A 19,327-nucleotide genomic window follows, 5' to 3' on the forward strand; every position below is an offset into this window, starting at 1 on the left:
CAACCCACGGTGGTCAAAGTCTCCGGGTGGGGACTGAATATTCCAGGGGGAGTCACGATTGAGAACACGGTTATTGAGTTAGAGAACGGCTATCTCAACTTCAATGGCAATGGTCATCAGCTCAATAATGTCACCCTCGTCACCCACAATGGCGGCATGAACTTGGGCAATATCCAGGGGACGGATCTAACCATTCTCTCCTCCCAGTCCATCAATATGAATGGGGGGGCTCGGTTTGGCGGCACCTCTCTGATTGCCACGGGCAACAACCAGAGCATTAACTTTAATGGGGCTACCCAGACCACCGACCCAGACGATGTGCTTACGGTGATATCCCAGCGAGACATTACCTTTAATGGCTCTACAGATACTCGGGGTCACTTCTTGAGTGTGAACAATTTCACCCTCAATGGCAATTCCACCATCTATGGCTCCATTGGAGCGAAGGGCAATGTCGTCTTTAATGGCAGGGCTACAATCATTGGGATTGGTCCCACTGCCCCCCAGCAACACCGCCCCCACAGACCTTTCCCTAAGTACCACCGCAGTCTTGGAGAATGTGGCAGCCAATAGCACCGTTGGGCAACTCACCACCACAGACCCAGATGCAGGGGATACCTTCACCTACTCTCTCATCCCAGGCAGCGGGGATACGGACAACGCAGCCTTTAGCATTGTGGGTGATCAGCTGCAGATCAATGCCGCTCCCGATTTTGAGACTCAGGACAGTTACTCCATTCGAGTTCAGAGTAGTGACCAGGGGGGATTGAGTGTTGAGAAAGTATTCACGGTTAGCATTACCGATATCAATGAACAGCCCACCCAGATTGCCCTGTCTCAAGCAACGGTAGCTGAACAGCAATCTACGGGAACGGTCATTGGTCAACTGACCAGTCTAGACCCCGATGGTGGAGATACCCATGCCTACGAGTTAGTAGACGACGCCCAAGGTCGCTTCCAGATCGTCGGGGACCATCTGCAAGTCGCAGATGGCACGCTGATAGATTTTGAAACAGCAACAGAATACAACCTCACGGTCCGCAGTACCGATGTCGGTGGCTTAAGCCATACCCAAGCCTTTACTATCACGGTCACGGATATCAATGAGGCTCCAACGGAGATTACCCTCTCTCCCAACGCGATACTGGAAAACTCTCCAGACAATAGCCTGATTGGCTCCTTAACTACAGACGATCCAGATCAAGGAGATACCCATACCTATGAGTTAGTGTCCGGGACGGGGGATACCGATAATGCAGCCTTTACCCTCACAGATGATCAGCTGTATCTGCAAAACTCACCTGACTTTGAAACTCAATCTAGCTATAGCCTTCGCATCCGCAGCACAGACGCAGCTGGACTGAGCACCGAGACGGTCCTGACCGTCCAAATTGACAATGCCAATGAAGCCCCCACTCAACTACTGCTCAGCAATACGACGGTGGATGAGAACAGTGATGCTGGAACGGTCATTGGTACCTTTACCAGCCTGGATCCGGATGCCAATGATACCCACACCTATGAACTCGTGGAGGATATAGGCAACCATTTCCAGATTGTGGGAGACCAGCTGCAGGTGGCACCAGGGGCCATCCTCAACTTTGAGCGAGAGACGACCCATACGATTACGGTCCGGACGACGGATGCAGGCGGGTTAAGTACGACCCAGCAACTACAGATTACCGTTGTGGATGTGAATGAAGCGCCTCAGGATATTACCCTGACGCCAGATCGGGTGGCGGAGAATGAGCCCGTCAATACTCTGGTGGGTCAGTTCGACACCTTAGATCCAGAAGCCACGGATACCCATACCTATGAATTGGTCTCGGGAACGGGGGATACGGACAATAATGCCTTCACAATTGTCGGCGACCAGCTCTTTATCAATGATTCCGCCAATTTTGAGACCCAGCCTGCCTTTAGCATTCTGGTCCGCAGTACAGACACCAGTGGTTTGAGCCTGGATAAGGTGATGACGATTAGCACTACGAACGTCAATGAAGCCCCGACCCAAATCACCCTCAGTGCGGATCTAGTGGCAGAAAACAGTAGTGATGGCACGGTCATTGGTACCCTGAGCACAGCAGATCCAGATGCAGGAGATAGCCATACCTATAGCCTGCTAGAAAATGCCGGGGGCCGCTTTCAGATTGTCGGCAATCAGCTCCAGGTGGCAGATGGGTCTTTGCTCAATTTTGAACTGGCCACCGAATACACGATTGAAATTCTCAGCGCCGATGCCGGGGGCCTCAGCCGCACCCAGCAGATGGTGATCCGCCTGGAGGATATCAATGAAGCCCCCACGGATTTGACCTTAGATATTGGTCTGATTCCTGAGAATACTCCTGGGAACACTTCTATCGGTGAATTTAGAACCTTAGATGTGGATGCTGGGGATAGTCATACCTATACCTTTGTACCTGGGATAGGAGATACGGATAATGACCAGTTCCTCATTCAAGGAGACCAGCTGTTCTTTCAGACCTCTCCCAACTTTGAGGTGCAAGACTCTTACAGCCTGCGGGTGAGAACGACGGATCAGGGGGGAGAAATCCTTGATAAGGTCTTCACCGTCTCTATCACCGATGTGAATGAAGCCCCCACCTCGATTACTCTGAGTCAGACTCAGGTCAATGAGAATAGTGTTTCAGGGACCGTTATTGGAGAGCTTGCTTCCATTGACCCAGAGAGTGGCGATACCCATACCTATGAGCTGATAGATGATGCAGGCGATCGCTTCCAAATTGTAGACAATCAGCTGATCATCGCCCCAGATGTCCTCCTAGACTTTGAGACCAACCCTAGCCATACAGTCACGATTCGCAGTACGGATAATGGTCAGCCTCCTCAAGCCCTAGAACAGTCTCTGGTCATTACCGTGACGGATGTGAATGAGGCTCCTGTCTTCACGAGCAGCCCCATTACCAATATTGAAGCCAATCAACCCTATACCTATACGGTCACCACGTCAGATCCAGAGAATGATCCTCTGACTTTGACCGCCAGCAATTTACCGAGCTGGCTGACCTTTGTGGATAATGGCGATGGGACCGCTGCTGTATCAGGGACACCCACCCCCGCTGATTTGGGTCTGCATACCTTTACTCTCACCGCTACGGATGATCAGGGGGCCAACAGCCAACAGACTGTGGTGCTGTTTACCGCTTTTGAGTTAGCAGAAAACAACGATTTTGCCCCTCAAGAGACCTTCTCTCTGCTGATTCCCGAGACACCTTCCCAGCTGAGCTTTAAGATCAACCCGTTAACCTTTGATGAGTCCGATATCGATGCCATCAATGATGCCTTTGAGGTGGATTTGGTGGATGACCAGGGTCAATCTTTGGTCCATACCTTTGGCCAACGCCGGGGTAGCTTCTTTAACTGGACGGAAGGCGAAGGGGTGCAGCTCGCCCCTGGAGTCACCTATGACGAGACAGACCAGACGGTTACCCTGAACTTGAAAGGGGTCGCTCCCGGCACCCCCGCCTATCTGGCCTTTCGACTCGTTAATAATGATGGCGATACGACAACCACGGTTCGCATCAGTGACTTGACCCTGACGGATCTGCCCAGTGGGGCAACGGTACCCCTCCAGCCCAGTTTGCCGGGTCAAGGCAACGCCCCCTCGACCATTGCCTCCTTAGCCTCCCTGACCGATGTTTCTCCTAGCGTGGCCGTAGAGTATCAGGGCACTAGCTTTGATACAGAGTCAGATCTACTGCTGACGGATGTGGTCCTCCGCAATATCGGTACCTATGGAATTAATGGGCCTTTGGTCCTGGTAGTGAAAAACATCAGTGACTTAAATGTCCAACTCAGAGAAGCGGATGGACTCACCGCTGAGGGGTTACCCTATTACGACTTCACCCATCTGCTCGTCGAGGGCCAACTCAATCCTGAAGGGGTTTCTGCCAGCCAGACTTTAGTGTTTGCCAACCCCGACCAGGTGCAGTTTACCTATGAGCTGGAGATTCTAGCGGACCTCAATCAGCTTCCTGTGATTGAGAGTAACCCCGTGGCTCCGGGCCAGACCCTAGCAGAGGGGATTATTGGTCAGCCCTATACTTACCAGGTCCAAGCAACGGATGCTGATGGGGATGACCTCACCTATCAACTTTTGAGTGGTCCGACGGGGATGACCATTGATGGCCAGACGGGCTTGATTGAATGGTCCCCAGACTTCCTGCCCGCCACAGACCCCAATACCCCTGTGGGACATCATGCCATTCAAGTGGCCGTCAGTGATGGTCGTGGCGGCACCACTCAGCAAAGCTATACCCTCTCGATTACGGAACCACGCCCCAATCGCCCTCCCCTCTTTACCAGCGATCCGGTGGTGGATGCCTATATCAACCAGCTGTATCAGTATGATGCCAATGCCATTGACCCGGACAACGATAATCTGACCTTTAATCTCATTCTCGGCCCAGAAGGCTTTACCATTCAGGCGGATACGGGCTTAGCGGAGTTTACCCCACCCCCCGTTTTAGTGGTGGGAGATACCGTCCTCGGTCGGATTCGGATTCCAGGGGACCGGGATGAATTTAGCTTTAGTGGGTCTGAAGGTCAAACCATCTTCTTTGATGCCCTGCAGTATACGGGGGATTACCGCAACTGGAACTTTGAGGTGTTCAGCCCCAGTGGGGTCAAGGTGGCAGACAGTACCTTGGTCGGGGACCAGTTCTTGCAGCTAGCTGAGACGGGGAATTACCGGATTGCCATCTCCACGGACAATGTCCAGCTGGGCAACTATGGTTTCCGAGTGATTGACCATGAGCAGGCCCCTGTAATTCCCTTAGATACGACCATCAATGGGGATTTAGGACCGGGAACCCAGTCCAAGCTGTATCGATTTACGGGCAATCAAGGTCAGAAGCTCTTTATTGATGCGCTGAACAAGAGCGGCACCTTTGGCTGGACCCTCTACAATTCCAGCAATGGAGCGGTGGCCTCCAGCAGTAATTTTAGTGACTTAGAAGTCACTCTACCGATCTCTGGGGACTATACCCTAGCGCTTCAGGGTCGCTCTGGATTTACGGGGTCTGCCAGCTATTCCTTTAGGGTGATCACCCCAGATTTAATCACTCAACCCATGGCGTTGGATACCAATATTTCTGGGTCCATCAGCGAGAAGGGTGAGCAGGATATCTATACCTTCAACGGTGTAGCGGGTCAGCAGCTGTATTTTGACACGATGAATACGACGACCCGAGATCTCAAGGTCAATGTCTATGACCCCAATGGCTTCAAGATCACAGAGTTTGACCCCCGGTTTGACCTAGGTCCCCACCAAGACCTCACCCTCACCACCGACGGCCAGTATCGCGTGGTCGTGGATGGTACCAATGAGGCTAGAGGTGGCTACCTATTTCGGTTCTTGGATCGGGGGGCAGCGACGACTGTCAACCTTGATGCTGATATCACGGGCAACCTGGACAACAATTATGGCACCACCCTTTATCAATTCTCACTGGATGAGCGCCAATACATCTACTTTGACGCCCTACAAGGTCGAGGAACATGGACACTCTATAGTGCCAACAATCAGCCGATCCGCACGCAATCCCAGCGGAATGATACGGAATTTTCCCTAGGTGCTGGAGATTATTTACTGGCGATGCAGGGGTTTGGTTCCTCTAATGCCAGCTATGGGTTAAGGATGATCACCCCAGAGTTTGTCACGGAAACATTGGCGATAGATGAGGTGATCACCAGTGCCACTGTAGAGAAAGGAGAGCAGGACACCTATACCTTCACAGGCACTGCGGGGCAGCAGGTTTACTTCGATGCGCTGACCACAGATTCTGGTCTCAATAACAATGCTCTGATTTATGATCCGAATGGTCAAAGACTTGCAACTACATCGACTCGTGCGGATGGCAGCCCCGTTCGTTTGACCCAAGACGGGCAGTATCGGTTGGTGATTGATGGCAGCACGGATCGGACGGGAGGTTACAATTTCCGTCTCCTAGACCGAGCCTTGGCCACCGAGGTCAACTTAGATGAAGATATTACGGGCACGGTTGATTTCAATAGCCGGGGCACGCATCTCTATCGCTTCACCCTGGATGAGCCAGAATATCTATACTTTGATGGATTGCAGGGGAATGGTAGTTGGACTCTTTATGATGCCCGTGGCATTTCTGTGGAATCGGGTTCCTTATCGTCGGACGAAGAACTGTCCTTAGGCAAAGGTGAGTACCTGATTGCCTTCCAGGGCACGAACACGAACGCTAATTATGGACTCAGGATCACAACACCAGACTTTGTCTCAACGGCCTTGACGGTGGGTGAAACCATCACGGGTGAGATTGTAGAGAAAGGAGAGCAGGACACCTATACGTTTACGGGGGTTGCGGGGCAACAGCTCTTCTTTGATGCCTTGGGCATTGATCCGAATCTGAGGGTGAGCCTGTATGACATCAATGGTCAGAATCGATTTAATATCATTAATCAGAGTGATCTGGGACCTGATTCTTTCACCTTAACGACCAGCGGTAGCTATCGATTAGTGTTTGATGGCAGTGGTGAGGCAACGGGCAGCTATCAATTCCGCTTGCTCGATAAGGCGGTAGCCCCAGAAATCACGGCAGATACTACCCTGAATGGCACCCTGATCAATAGCAGTGGTACAGATATTTATCGGTTAGCGGTAACAGAGCGGCAGCGGTTCAATTTTAATCCCCTGGCTACTTCTACCAACCAATTAACCCTATATAGTCCCACCGGTCGCCAGATTGAGGCCCAGGCACTCAGTAGTGATCTAGATCTCTGGCTGAATCCAGGGGAGCATCTGCTGGCAGTCCAGGGCAATGGCAGTGCGAGCCCCAACTATGAGCTTGGCATTCAATTCTTAGAGATGGAGGCGCTTCCCCCTAGTACGGCTACGCCGCTGGATCTCAATGCTGTCGTCAATGGCACGAATAGTACTTCTGGAGCGACTCAAAGCTATACCTTTACAGGCACTGCAGGACAGCAGTTATTCTATGATGCTCTGGGCGGTAGTCAATTCCGGGTAAGACTGATTGACTCCGATGGCAATATCCTCAATAGTTCTAGTAACTTGGATAGCCGTACTGACCATGGCCCCAATCAAGGCTTTGTCTTGGCTACAGATGGGGAGTATACCCTGACGATTGGTGAAAGAGAGACGGGGAATTATTCATTCCGCCTGTGGGATCGGGCGGGTGCATCGACGGTGGCTGTGGACACGGATATCACGGGCACCATCGATGCCAACGGACTGGGGAGTTCGCTGTATCAATTCAGCTTGAGTGACACCCAGTACGTCTTTATGGACGTTCAAAGTGGAAATTATTCTTGGTCCCTCTATCGGACCAACGGTCAGCAGGTCATTGATAGCGATGCAACTATCCTCAGGGAGTTTTCTCTAGGGGCAGGTGATTATTTACTGGCCGTCAACGGCAAAGGGACGACCGCGTCTTATCGAGTTAATCTTGTTACCCCTGATTTTGGAACGGCATCCATCAATATTGGAGAAGTCGTCACGGGAACGTTGGCTGAGCAGGGAGAACAGGATCGGTTTACGTTTACAGGGGTTGCGGGTCAACAACTGTTCTTTGACGCGTTAGGTGGATCTGACCTGCCGATGCAGTTGATTGACCCCTCCGGTCGCCGACTCTTTGATGCTCGGACCAATAATGATCGGGGACCCAGTGGTGGCCTCCAATTAACCGTTGATGGGGAGTATCAACTCGTTATTGATGGTGTCCGTAGGCAAACAGGGGGCTATGCTTTCCGACTGTTGGATCAGACCCTGGCAACGGAGGTGGATCTTGATACGGATATCACAGGCACGTTTGATAACAATGCCTTGGGAGCAACGTTATATACCTTCAACCTTGATCAGAGTCGCTATCTCTTCTTTGATGGCCTGCAAGGAAACGGGCTATGGGACGTTTATCGAGCCAATGGTCAACTGGTTACCAGTGGTGCAACGTCCCATAATAAGGAGTTTGGCTTAGGGGCTGGGGAATATTTGCTGGCACTGCGGGGTCGAGGAACAGATGCTAACTATACCCTCAACATCATTACGCCTGAGCTAGTCTCTACTCCCATGACTTTGGGCCAGACCGTATCCGGCACGATTGATGAAAAGGGGGAGCAGGATACTTATACCTTCACAGGGACATCTGGACAGCAGCTGTTCTTTGATGCACTCGGTGGCAGTCGCTTCCGTTGGCAGCTGATAGATCCGAACGGTAAGCAGATGTTTACCTCCACGAGTACCGATAGTCGAATTGACCGAGAACCTTTTCAGGGGCTTGTTCTTAGTACTGATGGTACCTACCGTCTCACCATTGATGGCTATGACGAAGGTCGTGGAGCCTATAGTTTCAAAGTCTTAGATAGAGCAGCGGCAACCACCATTGATGTGGATACGGATATCCTGGGCACCTTTGAACCCAGTACTCAGGGAACGACGCTGTATCAATTCAATCTAGATCAGCGGCAATATGTCTTCTTTGATGGTCTCCAGGGTAATGCCAACTGGATTCTCTACTCTGCCAATGGCCAACAGGTTGATTCCAGCACCTTCAGCACGGACGAAGAATTCTGGTTGGATACAGGCAACTATTTGCTAGCAATGCAGGGCACGGGCGCAGAAGCAGAGTATGGTTTGCGCTTGATTACTCCCGACTTGCTGACGACATCCCTTTCCTTCGGTGACGATATCTCTGGAAGCATCTCTGAAAAAGGGGAACAGGATACCTATACTTTTGAAGGACAAGCAGGACAGAAGCTATTCTTTGATGCCTTAGGTGGATCTGCCTTTAGAGTCAAGGTCCTAGATGATACGGGTCGGCAGCTCTATGATTCTTCTACTTCTGATAGTCGGATTAATCGGGGTCCAGATCAAGGGTTGACGCTGACCAAGTCTGCAACCTATAGCCTCATCGTTGACGGTGATGGTGAGAATACAGGCGATTATGGGTTCAGACTTTTAGATCATTTATCAGCCCCTGTATTGCCCTTAGATACGGAAGTCACAGGGGTACTCGACAACAATGGTTTAGGGAGTGCCGCTTACCAGTTCCGAGCCAACAAAGGCGAACGGTTCTACCTGGATATGGGTGGGAGCCAAGCCAATAATAATTGGACCCTCTATGGACCGGGTGGCCAGCAGCTGCAGAGTGGGTCGCTGGTGGACGGAACGACGGATGATTATGAATTCACGGCCCTAGGGAATGGAGACTATTTCCTGGTGGTCCAAGGCCAGGGGGCAGCTGACCCGAACTACCGTCTCAAGTTGACCGAAGCCAAATATGATCTGCTGTCTCTTACGTTGGGAGAAGGGGCGGCAGGCTCCATTCAGAATCCGGGAGACCGCGATATTTATTCCTTCACGGGTGAAGCAGGTCAGTCCTTATTTTTCGATACCCTGAGCGGTAGTGGCCTGACGGCACTGCTCTATGGGCCAGATCGCACTCTGTTGACCTCTGAGTCGATTGATGGGGATTGGGCCTCTTTTAAGCTCTTTCAAACAGGTGCCTATGAGCTAGTGATTCGCGGCGATAGCAATAACTTAGGCGACTATAGCTTTAGTTTGCGCAATAGAGAGAATGCGACTGCGCTGCCACTGGATACGACCATTACCGGGACACTTGAAGCAGCCCAGCAGGCCCACCTATATCAGATCTCTGGATACCGAGGACAACATCTCAACATTGATCTCAATACTCCAGACCCTACGGCCCAATGGACTCTCTATGGCGCGAATGGACAGTCCCTGGCCTCATCTGCCAATGGAACGGACGGTACATTGCCTTTGGATGGAGCGTATACCCTAGCGATTTCGGGCTCCAACTCAGCTATTGATTACAGCCTGAATCTGATAGATACGACCCCAGCCCTACAAAATACAGGATTGAATACGATCTATACAGGAGGGGGGAATGGTAGTACTGACTTTACCTTCACAGCCAAGGCTGGAACACAAATTATTTTCGATGGTCTGGCCATCTTTAGTACGAAAAGTTTGGCACAGTTATCCAACCCGGATGGTTCTGTTGTCTTTAGGGATCATAATACTGAAACCGATACAGATATTATCCGCTTGACTCAAACGGGCACCTATACGGTACAGCTGTATAACAGCAGAGGGTCTGGGAATCAATTTCAGCTCTTGGAAGTCCCCGCTTCCCTAGATGATGCAGGCATTAATCTACTGGAAGGGAGTGGGGTAACCACGGGGACGGTAGACCGGAGTGCCGCAAAAATCTTGACGATTGCAGGTCGTGCTGGTCAGAAGCTCTTGTTTAATGGCATCCAAGGGTACAGAACCGCCGTTTCCCTTTTTAGCCCCTTGGGAACGTCTCTATTTGCAACCGATGGCGCTTTTGGGTTCTCAGACCAGGGACCCGTAACACTGACAGAAGATGGGCTCTATCAGCTGGTTTTATACAACACTTTTGGGTCTGATGTAGATTATTCGTTCCAAGTTCTAGATTTATCCACAGCCCCTGAGATTAATTTTGGGCAAAAGGTCAATGGCATCCTCACCGATGGCCGTGAGGGGGCCATCTATCAGCTGTCGGCCAAGGCCGGACAGGTCCTTTACTTTGACAGTGTGCGTTCTAACGGGGCGGCCGCATCCTTGTACCGTTGGCAACTTTACAATGCCAATCATCAAGTTCTTTTCAATCAAGAACAACGAACGGACGCATCCGTACTCATTGAGGAAGATGGTCCCTATTACCTCTATATCAATGGTCAATACGCCACCACCCCGTTTGATTTTGGATTCCAAGTTTGGGCCTCAGATCCTGATGTTCCCAATATCATTACCCCAGGAACGGGAGAGTCCCAGGACAATACTGATGGCTCCTTAGGAACCTTTGCCGTCAAGATTCAGGCCGAAGACACGGCGGGCAACAGCACCACCCAATCCTACTCCTTACGCTTATGGCCCAATCAAGACAATGACGGGCCGATTATTACCAGCACTCCCGTCACCCAGTTTGGCCTAGCGGACGAAGTCTATCGCTATCAGCTCACGGCTAATGACCCTGAGGGTGACCCCTTGGTCTATAAACTGCTGGATGCTCCCCTGGGTGCCGTGATTGATCAGGAGACGGGAGAGCTGCTTTGGTATCCCAATACCAGCGTGACGGCTGGCAGCACCGCGCAATTCTCCGTGCAGGTCGATGATCGGTTTGGCAATTCAGATCAGCAAACCTTTGAGGTCGATGTCGTCGGACAGCTGGGCAAGATTCAAGGGGTTGTTTTCTCTGATCTCAATAACAATGGCTATCGCGATACCAGTCTGGTACAAGGGGACTCCCCCGATGTCGTCTTTGCCATTGATGTCTCTGGGAGTACGGGATTCCGCCTCGTTGACTTAACAACGCAAGACATCAGCAGCTTGGATGAAACCACCGCCTCTATCCTCGATTTAGAGCTAGCAACGACGATTGCGTTAAGCGAACAGCTGATTGACCAGGGGCTGGGAAATACCGCCAAGATTGGGGTGGTGTTATGGAATACCGGCGGTCAGATTTTGGATATGGATCTGTCCCAACCCGGTATCCAGCTATATACCACTCCCCTAGCCGATACCAATAACAATGGCATCGCCGATCTACGAGAAGCACTGGAAACAGTTAGTTCAGGTGGCTTTACAGACTTCACCCCCGGACTGACCACGGCAAAAGGAGTATTGGACAGCCTGGGGGGTGATCCAAACCTGATCTTCCTGTCTGATGGTCGGGGGGACCTGGATGAAACTATTGTCACTGAGATTAATGAAGCAGGGATTAACCTAACGGCCTTTGGGATTGGAGCCGGGTCCAGTCTGGACCAAATCCAAAAGGTGGACCCCAATGCGATTCAAATCTCCAATGTTGATGAGCTGGTCAATATCTTTAGCGGCTGGGATCCTCGATATTCCGTAGAACCTCTGTTGGATAACATCACGGTTTATTTGGACAACAACAACAATGGCGTTCTAGATCCCAATGAACCCTATCAACTGACTCAGCGGGATAACTCTAACTCCCGGTTAGGAGAGACCCGCTACTATTACTCCTTTGAGAATCTATTGCCAGGGACCTATACCGTCCGTCAGGTCGTACCCAACGGCTATGAAGAATCGAATCCCAGCAGTGGAGCGTTTGTAGATGAAGTGACGGTCTCTGGGGGAGAAGTCTATGAGCATCTCTTTGGCCTCCATCCCATTAGTGGACCCGCGAATTCAAATCCGGTGTTTATCACGGAGGCACCGACCACGCCCCTCCAGGTGGGTGATGAATTTATCTATCGAGCCATTGCCCAAGATTCCGATGCAGATCCGATTCGCTATGACCTGCCGTTGGCCCCAGACGGGGTAACGATTAATGAGTCAGGCATTCTCACTTGGACTCCCCAAGCCGAGCAGGTGGGCACCTTTGATGTGATTCTGCGGGTGAGGGATGACCAGGGGGGCATTACGCTGCAAACCTTTGAATTGGAGGTGGAGTCCAATAATCAAGCGCCCACTTTCACTTCTACACTGGATTACTCCCAACCTCAAGTGGGCAAAGCTTTCCAGTATCAGGCCAAAGCTGTGGATGCCGATGGGGATGTGCTCACTTATGAACTGGTCTCCGGTCCGAGTGGCGTCACTCTAGATAGTCAGACTGGGCTACTGAATTGGACACCCATCAGTTCTGAGTTAGGGAATCGCACCGTTCAACTGAAAGCATTGGATGGCCAAGGGGGAGAGGCGATTCAGACCCTGGATCTAAGGGTGATTAATCCCTTACCCAATCAGGCTCCCACATTTACCTCCACCCCAAGAGAGCGAATCCGGTTGGGGAATACCTATTTCTATCAGGTGAATGCCACGGATGCTGATGGCGATCCACTCACCTATAGCTTATCGACCGCTCCAACGGGGATGGCGTTCCAAGACAATATCTTAGTCTGGACGCCCACGGCAGATCAGATGGGTGAACATGAGGTCGTCATCTCTGTGGATGATGGCCAGGGTGGGATGACTGACCAGACCTATTCTCTGACGGTGGGGAATCAGCTTAGTAATGCGGCCCCAACAATTACCTCCACACCCAATTTAGTTACCAATGTGGAGCGGGAGTATCAGTACAACCTGACGGGGAATGATCCGGATGGCGACCTGGTGCAATGGCGCTTAGTCAATGGACCTGATGGGGCGGTGATTGACCCGTCTTCAGGCAGCTTACGCTGGCAGCCGACGGTGGATCAGTTGGGAGCACATTCCCTGACGGTGGAGTTGAGTGATGCCTATGGATTGACGACACAACAGATCTTTGAAGTGCAGGTGAATGGGGCGAATACACCGCCTGCCTTCTTGTCTACACCTTCCACCCGAGCCGCTCAAGACCAAGCCTATTCCTATCAGGTCATTGCTAAGGATCCTGAGCAAGATGAACTGACCTATAACTTGGGGATTAACCCCGCTGGCATGACGATTGATGCCCAGTCGGGTCTGATCCAATGGACCCCGGAAGCCAGTCAATTGGGTTTCCATGAAATTGAAGTCCAGGTGCGTGATAGCCAGGGAGCCGTGAGTACCCAGACCTATCAGCTAGAGGTGGGTGAAGCTCCGATTAATCAGGCTCCAACGATTACCTCCCGTCCGCTGTTCCAGGCTGACCTGCAACAACCCTATACCTATCAAATTGAAGCCACAGATCCAGAAGGTGGGGCGTTGTCCTACCAATTACTGGAAGGTCCAGTGGGGATTACCGTGGATGCCCAAACAGGAGTATTGACCTGGGATACACCTGTGGCGGGTGACCATCGCATTGTTGTCGCGGCCTATGATGCCGAGGGATTAGGGGCAGCTCAAGGCTATACCCTCAGGGCCTTAGCCAATGAGCTGCCCGTGATTCGCTCCACACCAGAGACAACGGCCTTTGTCGGGGGTGAATATCGCTATGATGTCCAGGCTCAAGATCCAGAGGGTGGGGCACTGACCTATACCTTGGATGCTAATGCTCAAGCTTTAGGAGTCACCATTGATGCCTATGGCCGTCTCTCCTGGATGCCGACGGCGGACCAGGTCGGTGTCTATCCGATTACCTTGACGGTAACCGATGCCGCAGGAGCCAGTGTTGAGCAACAGTTTGACCTGACGGTGCAGACGGATGATGTGGCTCCCGAGGTGCGCTTGGTGCCGAGTGTGGAACCCGCTGCCTTGGGTGAGTCGGTCTCTCTGTTTGCCTCTGCTACAGATAACGTTGGGGTGGATCTGCTGAGCTTGACGGTGAATGGCCAAGCGGTGGCTCTGGATGCCAATGGCATTTATACCTTTACCCCAGATGTCGTGGGTGAGGTGACGGCGATCGCGACAGCGACGGATGCTGCTGGGAATACCACCCAGACTGAGACCACTTTCTCTGTTCTAGATTTGACGGATGTGGATGCGCCTGAGATTAGCCTTCCTGATTTGAGCGGTCAGGTGTTTACAGCTCCTACGGAGATTGTGGGGACTGTTAATGATGACAATCTGGTTTACTACAGTCTGTCTATGGCTAAGGTGGGGTCGGATGAATTCCGCGAGATTTTCCGTGGAAGCGATCCAGTTGTGGATGGGGTGTTGGGTACCTTTGATCCATCACTATTGGAGAATGACGCCTACACGTTGCGATTAACGGCTATGGATGCTGGGGGCAATGTCGTCACCCAGGATGAAGTAGTGAATGTTGCAGGTGAGCTGAAGTTGGGGAACTTCCAGCTGTCGTTCACGGATTTGACGATTCCGGTAACGGGGATTCCCATCTCGGTGACTCGGACTTACGATACCTTGACCAGCAATACCACCGATGATTTTGGCTATGGCTGGCGATTAGAGTTCCGGGATACGGATCTGAGGACCAGTTTGCCCCAGGATAAGACCTTTGAGCAGTTGGGTATTCGTACGGTTGGGTTTGAGGCTGATACGCGGGTTTATATCACTCTGCCAGGGGGACAGCGTCAAGGGTTTACCTTCAAGCCGGTGCTGAATCCTGAGATTGCTAAATTGCTAAAACAAGGGGCAAGAATCCCTGAACAATTGCAGTTATTGAATCCAGCCTTTGAACCAGATCAGGGTGTGACGGATACGCTGAGTGTCCGTGTAAATAGTAGTAGTCAGTTAATCCGCCGAGAAGATGGGGTTTATATCAATCCAGCGGGACAAGTTTACAACCCAGCGGATAGCTACTTTGGTGGGGTGTATGTCTTGACCACCAAGGAAGGCATTGTTTATGAGATTGATGGGCAGACGGGCGATTTGCTCACCGTCACGGATACCAATAACAATACTCTGACCTATACAGATAGTGCGATTACCAGCTCCACCGGGCAGCAGGTGACATTTGAGCGGGATGCTCAAGACCGGATTACGACAGTGACAGATCCATTGGGTAATCAGGTGACATATAAGTATGATGCTCTGGGTGATCTTGTGGCCGTCACGGACAGAGAAGGGAATACGACACAGTTTGACTACCATAACCAACAAGCACACTTCCTAGAATCAATCATTGATCCTTTGGGTAGAGAAGGGGCCAGAGCTGAATACGATGAAGAAACAGGTCGTCTTTCAAGAATGATTGACGTGTATGGTGAATCAATAGAATTCACATATGCTCTCGAAAATTCAGTTTACACAGTGACAGACATATTTGGAAATACCAGTATCTATGAATACGATGAGCGAGGCAATATTGTTCAAGAGATCGATGAAGTAGGTCTAAAAACAAAGCGCACCTATGATGAGCACAATAATATGCTGGCTGAAACCGTCATCACCGATGAAAGTGGTCCAAATGGATGGACTACCGTTTATACCTATGATGGTCGTGGTAATGAACTAACCAGCACTAATCCTTTAGGTGTCACTACTATACGCTCAATCTACGGAGCAAATAGCCAATTTCTAACCAGAACAGATGCGTTTGGCAATACAGCCACTTTCCAATATGATTCTCGCGATAATTGGCTGACATCGATTGACCCAGCAGGCAACACCACCAACTTTTCTTATACTGGCAAAGGCAATTTGCATCAAATTGAGGATGCATTGGGGAACACCATGACTTTTGGCTACAACCTATTAGGAGAAGTTACAAGTCAAACTGATACTCAGGGTAATACAACTCGATACAAATATGACGCAAACGGTCGAACAACCCATGAAATTCTAAACTTTACAACTACTGGTGGTTTTCAAGAAATAGTAAATCTGTGGACATATGATAGCGAAGGTCGAGTGAAAACCATCGTTGATCCTGAAGGAGGAACTACGACCTATGAATATGATGCTAATGGCAACCAAACAGCTATCATTGATTCCTTAGGGCGTCGTACTGAATTCCGCTACAACGATCGTGACGAGCTGGTTGAGACAATCTATCCTGATGAAACTCCCGATGATCTGAGCGACAATACGCGTACTATTGGCCTTTACGATCGTGGGAACCGTCTTCGAGCCTCAATTGATCCTGCTGGTCGAGCGATTCACTATGTTTATGATGCCGTGGGTCGTTTGATTGAAACCATCTACCCTGATGATGGCGAGATGCTCGAACAGTTGATAGCCGCCATTGCTCCTGGAGAGTCTATGGACACCATAAATTGGAGTGAGGTTGTTTATCCCGATAATCTTCCTGAGTATCTAAGCGATAATATCCGTACTCGGACTGAGTATACTCAGGATGGTAGAATCAAGGCTAATATCGATGGTAGGGGCAATCGGACTGAATATCGATATGATGCCGCAGGTCGGCCCATTCAAACTATTTTTGCTGATGGTACTCCTAATGACCTCAGCGATAATCCCGCAACAACAGTAGACTACGATGTTAATGGTCGCCGAATTTCTGAAACTGATGCACTAGGGAATACAACCCGTTATCAGTACGACAGCTCTGATAGATTAATTCAGACCATCTTCCATGACGGTACCAGTACTCAAGTCAGCTATGATGCTTTGGGGCGACAAGAGAGCGTGACTGATCAGGAAGGTAAAGTCACACAGTTCCTCTATGATCATTCTGGTCGCCTGACAGGTGTAAAGGATACCTTAGGTCACCTATCAAAATATCGCTATGACGGTGCTGGTCGTCTCATTGAAGCGGAGGATGCCAATGGCCAGATAACTAGGTATGAGTACGATAGGATTGGACGTCGTACTGCAGTTGAACTACCAATGGGCCAGCGATCTACCAGCACTTATGATGCCATTGGTAAATTACTGACTTATACAGATTTTAATGGTGAAACGACACAGTATCTATATGATTCACTTGATCGTCTCACTTTGAAAGATTACGAAGATAATGCCGATGTCAAGTACACCTATGCTGCTGGAGGTGAGGTTGAAACTATTACTGATGGTCGAGGTGAAACTCGTTTTAGCTACGATGTACAGGGGCGGCTTATCTCTCGGATAGATCCAGAAGGCCCATATCTGGATAGTGGTGCCACGATTGAGTATTCATATGATAGTGCGAACAATCGTACGGTAGTAAGAACCCCCAATAGCAATATTAGCTATACCTATGATGAACGTAGTCGGCTTGAGACTGTGATTGATTCCGACTTCAATATTACTACTTACGATTATGACGACGCGAACAATTTAGTTCGTACGGAGTTCACTAATGGCGTTGTAGAAACACGAGAGTATGATGAACTCAATCGCCTAGTCTATCTGAGTAATAAATCTAGTGGAGTCGTTCTATCCAGCTATCGCTATGAGCTAAGTCAGGCTGGTCACAGATTGTCAGTAACTGAAGGAACGGGTAGACAGGTGCAATATACCTACGATGATCTCAACCGCTTAACTAATGAAAGGATCAATGGTAACGAGCGTATAGTTAGTTATACCTATGACAATGTAGGAAACCGCCTTACAAAAGATGACTCTATTGATGGTATTAGCAACTATACTTACGATGAAAATGATCTTCTCCTGACAGAAACGCGAAGTCAAGGAGGCAGCATCATTGAATCTATCATCTATAGCTATGATGATAATGGCAACTTGATTGAACGTGTACTGAACGATACCGAGAAAAATCTCTATGTTTGGAATGATGACAATCGCTTAGTACGAGCTGAATTACCTAATGGGAATTTAGTTGAATATACCTATGATGATGATGGTATACGTGTCAGCAATACGATTAATGGCCAAAAAACTGACTATCTTATCGATAAGAACCGCCCCTATTCTCAAGTGCTTGAAGAATTTAACAGCGATGAATTAGTTGCTACTTATGTCTACGGCAACGATTTAATTTCTCAAACTCGCAGTGGAGAGAACTCTTATTTCCAGGTTGATGGTTTAGGTAGCACTCGAATTTTGACCAACGATCAAGGCAATGTAACTGACAGCTATGATTATGATGCGTTTGGAAGGTTGCTAAGTTCAGACGGGGGAACAGATAATAGCTATAGGTTTGCTGGAGAGCAGTTCGACAACAGCATAGGCAGCTATTACCTAAGACAGAGGTTCTACGATCAGAATGTAGGTCGATTTACAAGAAGAGATACTTATGAGGGAACTTTAGCGAATCCTTTAAGTTTGCATAAATATCTATACACACATGCTAATCCAGTTAATGCAATCGACCCAACTGGGCTATTTACCTTAAGCAAACTAAAAGAACGTATCAAGCTTGAGTCAATTTTGTCTTCTCAATCTGTCCCACATCCTGTTCTCGATGTCACAAGTGGAGGGCGAATAGGTTTGAGATTGGTACAGGTCTTGGCAACGGTAGTTAGTGCTAGTGTATTAACTGCAAGCGAACACTCAAGACGATTTAGCATCCCAGCTATCATTTGGGGCTCCGACTTACCTGAGACTACTGACCATATCAGCAGAGCGTTGAATCGTTCGGGCTATACAAGTGATAATCCTCAAGGCCTAACACTTTTATCAAAGTCAATTTCTAATACTCTAAGTCGTGTTCGAAGAGGTACGAATCCTAGAGGTTGGTATGAGCATCAACGTCAATGTGAAAACCGTGGGAGTATCAATGGTGAGCGAGATGTTTGTGATGAGTTTCCTTATGCTTCAACAGCACAAGGAGGATCCGGAAATTACGCGCTAGGTTTGGTTTCAATACATCCAGTACCAAATAGGGAACAAAGGTGGGCAACTAATTCGCAGGCGTCAAGACTAAGGAGTTTTTATAGTTCGAGTAAAGCAAATGTGACGACTGGAGGTATTAGTGACCCTACTAGCTGGTTTGGAAACTATACAACGGCAATAACAACTTCTTGGATTGACAGGGAAGGTAGGCTTCGAAGTTTTTAATAAAAAGTTACTGTTTTCTAAATCATAATCTTTAAT

Annotated in this window: 2 protein-coding genes; both read left to right on the forward strand. The window is 49.6% G+C overall.

Annotation, left to right across the window (positions count from 1 at the left end):
• Positions 1-9: 9 nt before the first annotated feature.
• Positions 10-573 carry a hypothetical protein gene (locus HRE53_RS27475; protein ID WP_235111735.1) on the forward strand — a complete coding sequence of 188 codons (564 nt, stop codon included), beginning with the start codon at positions 10-12 and terminating at the stop codon, positions 571-573.
• Positions 464-19,291, forward strand: coding sequence for a putative Ig domain-containing protein (locus HRE53_RS27480; RefSeq protein WP_235111743.1), 18,828 nt, complete (start codon positions 464-466; stop codon positions 19,289-19,291). Before HRE53_RS27475 ends, HRE53_RS27480 begins: the two co-directional genes overlap by 110 nt.
• Positions 19,292-19,327: the final 36 nt, after the last annotated feature.

The organism is Acaryochloris sp. 'Moss Beach', from assembly GCF_021497025.1.
Lineage (GTDB): Bacteria > Cyanobacteriota > Cyanobacteriia > Thermosynechococcales > Thermosynechococcaceae > Acaryochloris > Acaryochloris marina_A.

Bases quoted from the DNA above. Each gene is read 5' to 3' on its own strand.
- HRE53_RS27480 (WP_235111743.1), top strand. From the start codon at position 464: ATGGCAGGGCTACAATCATTGGGATTGGTCCCACTGCCCCCCAGCAAC.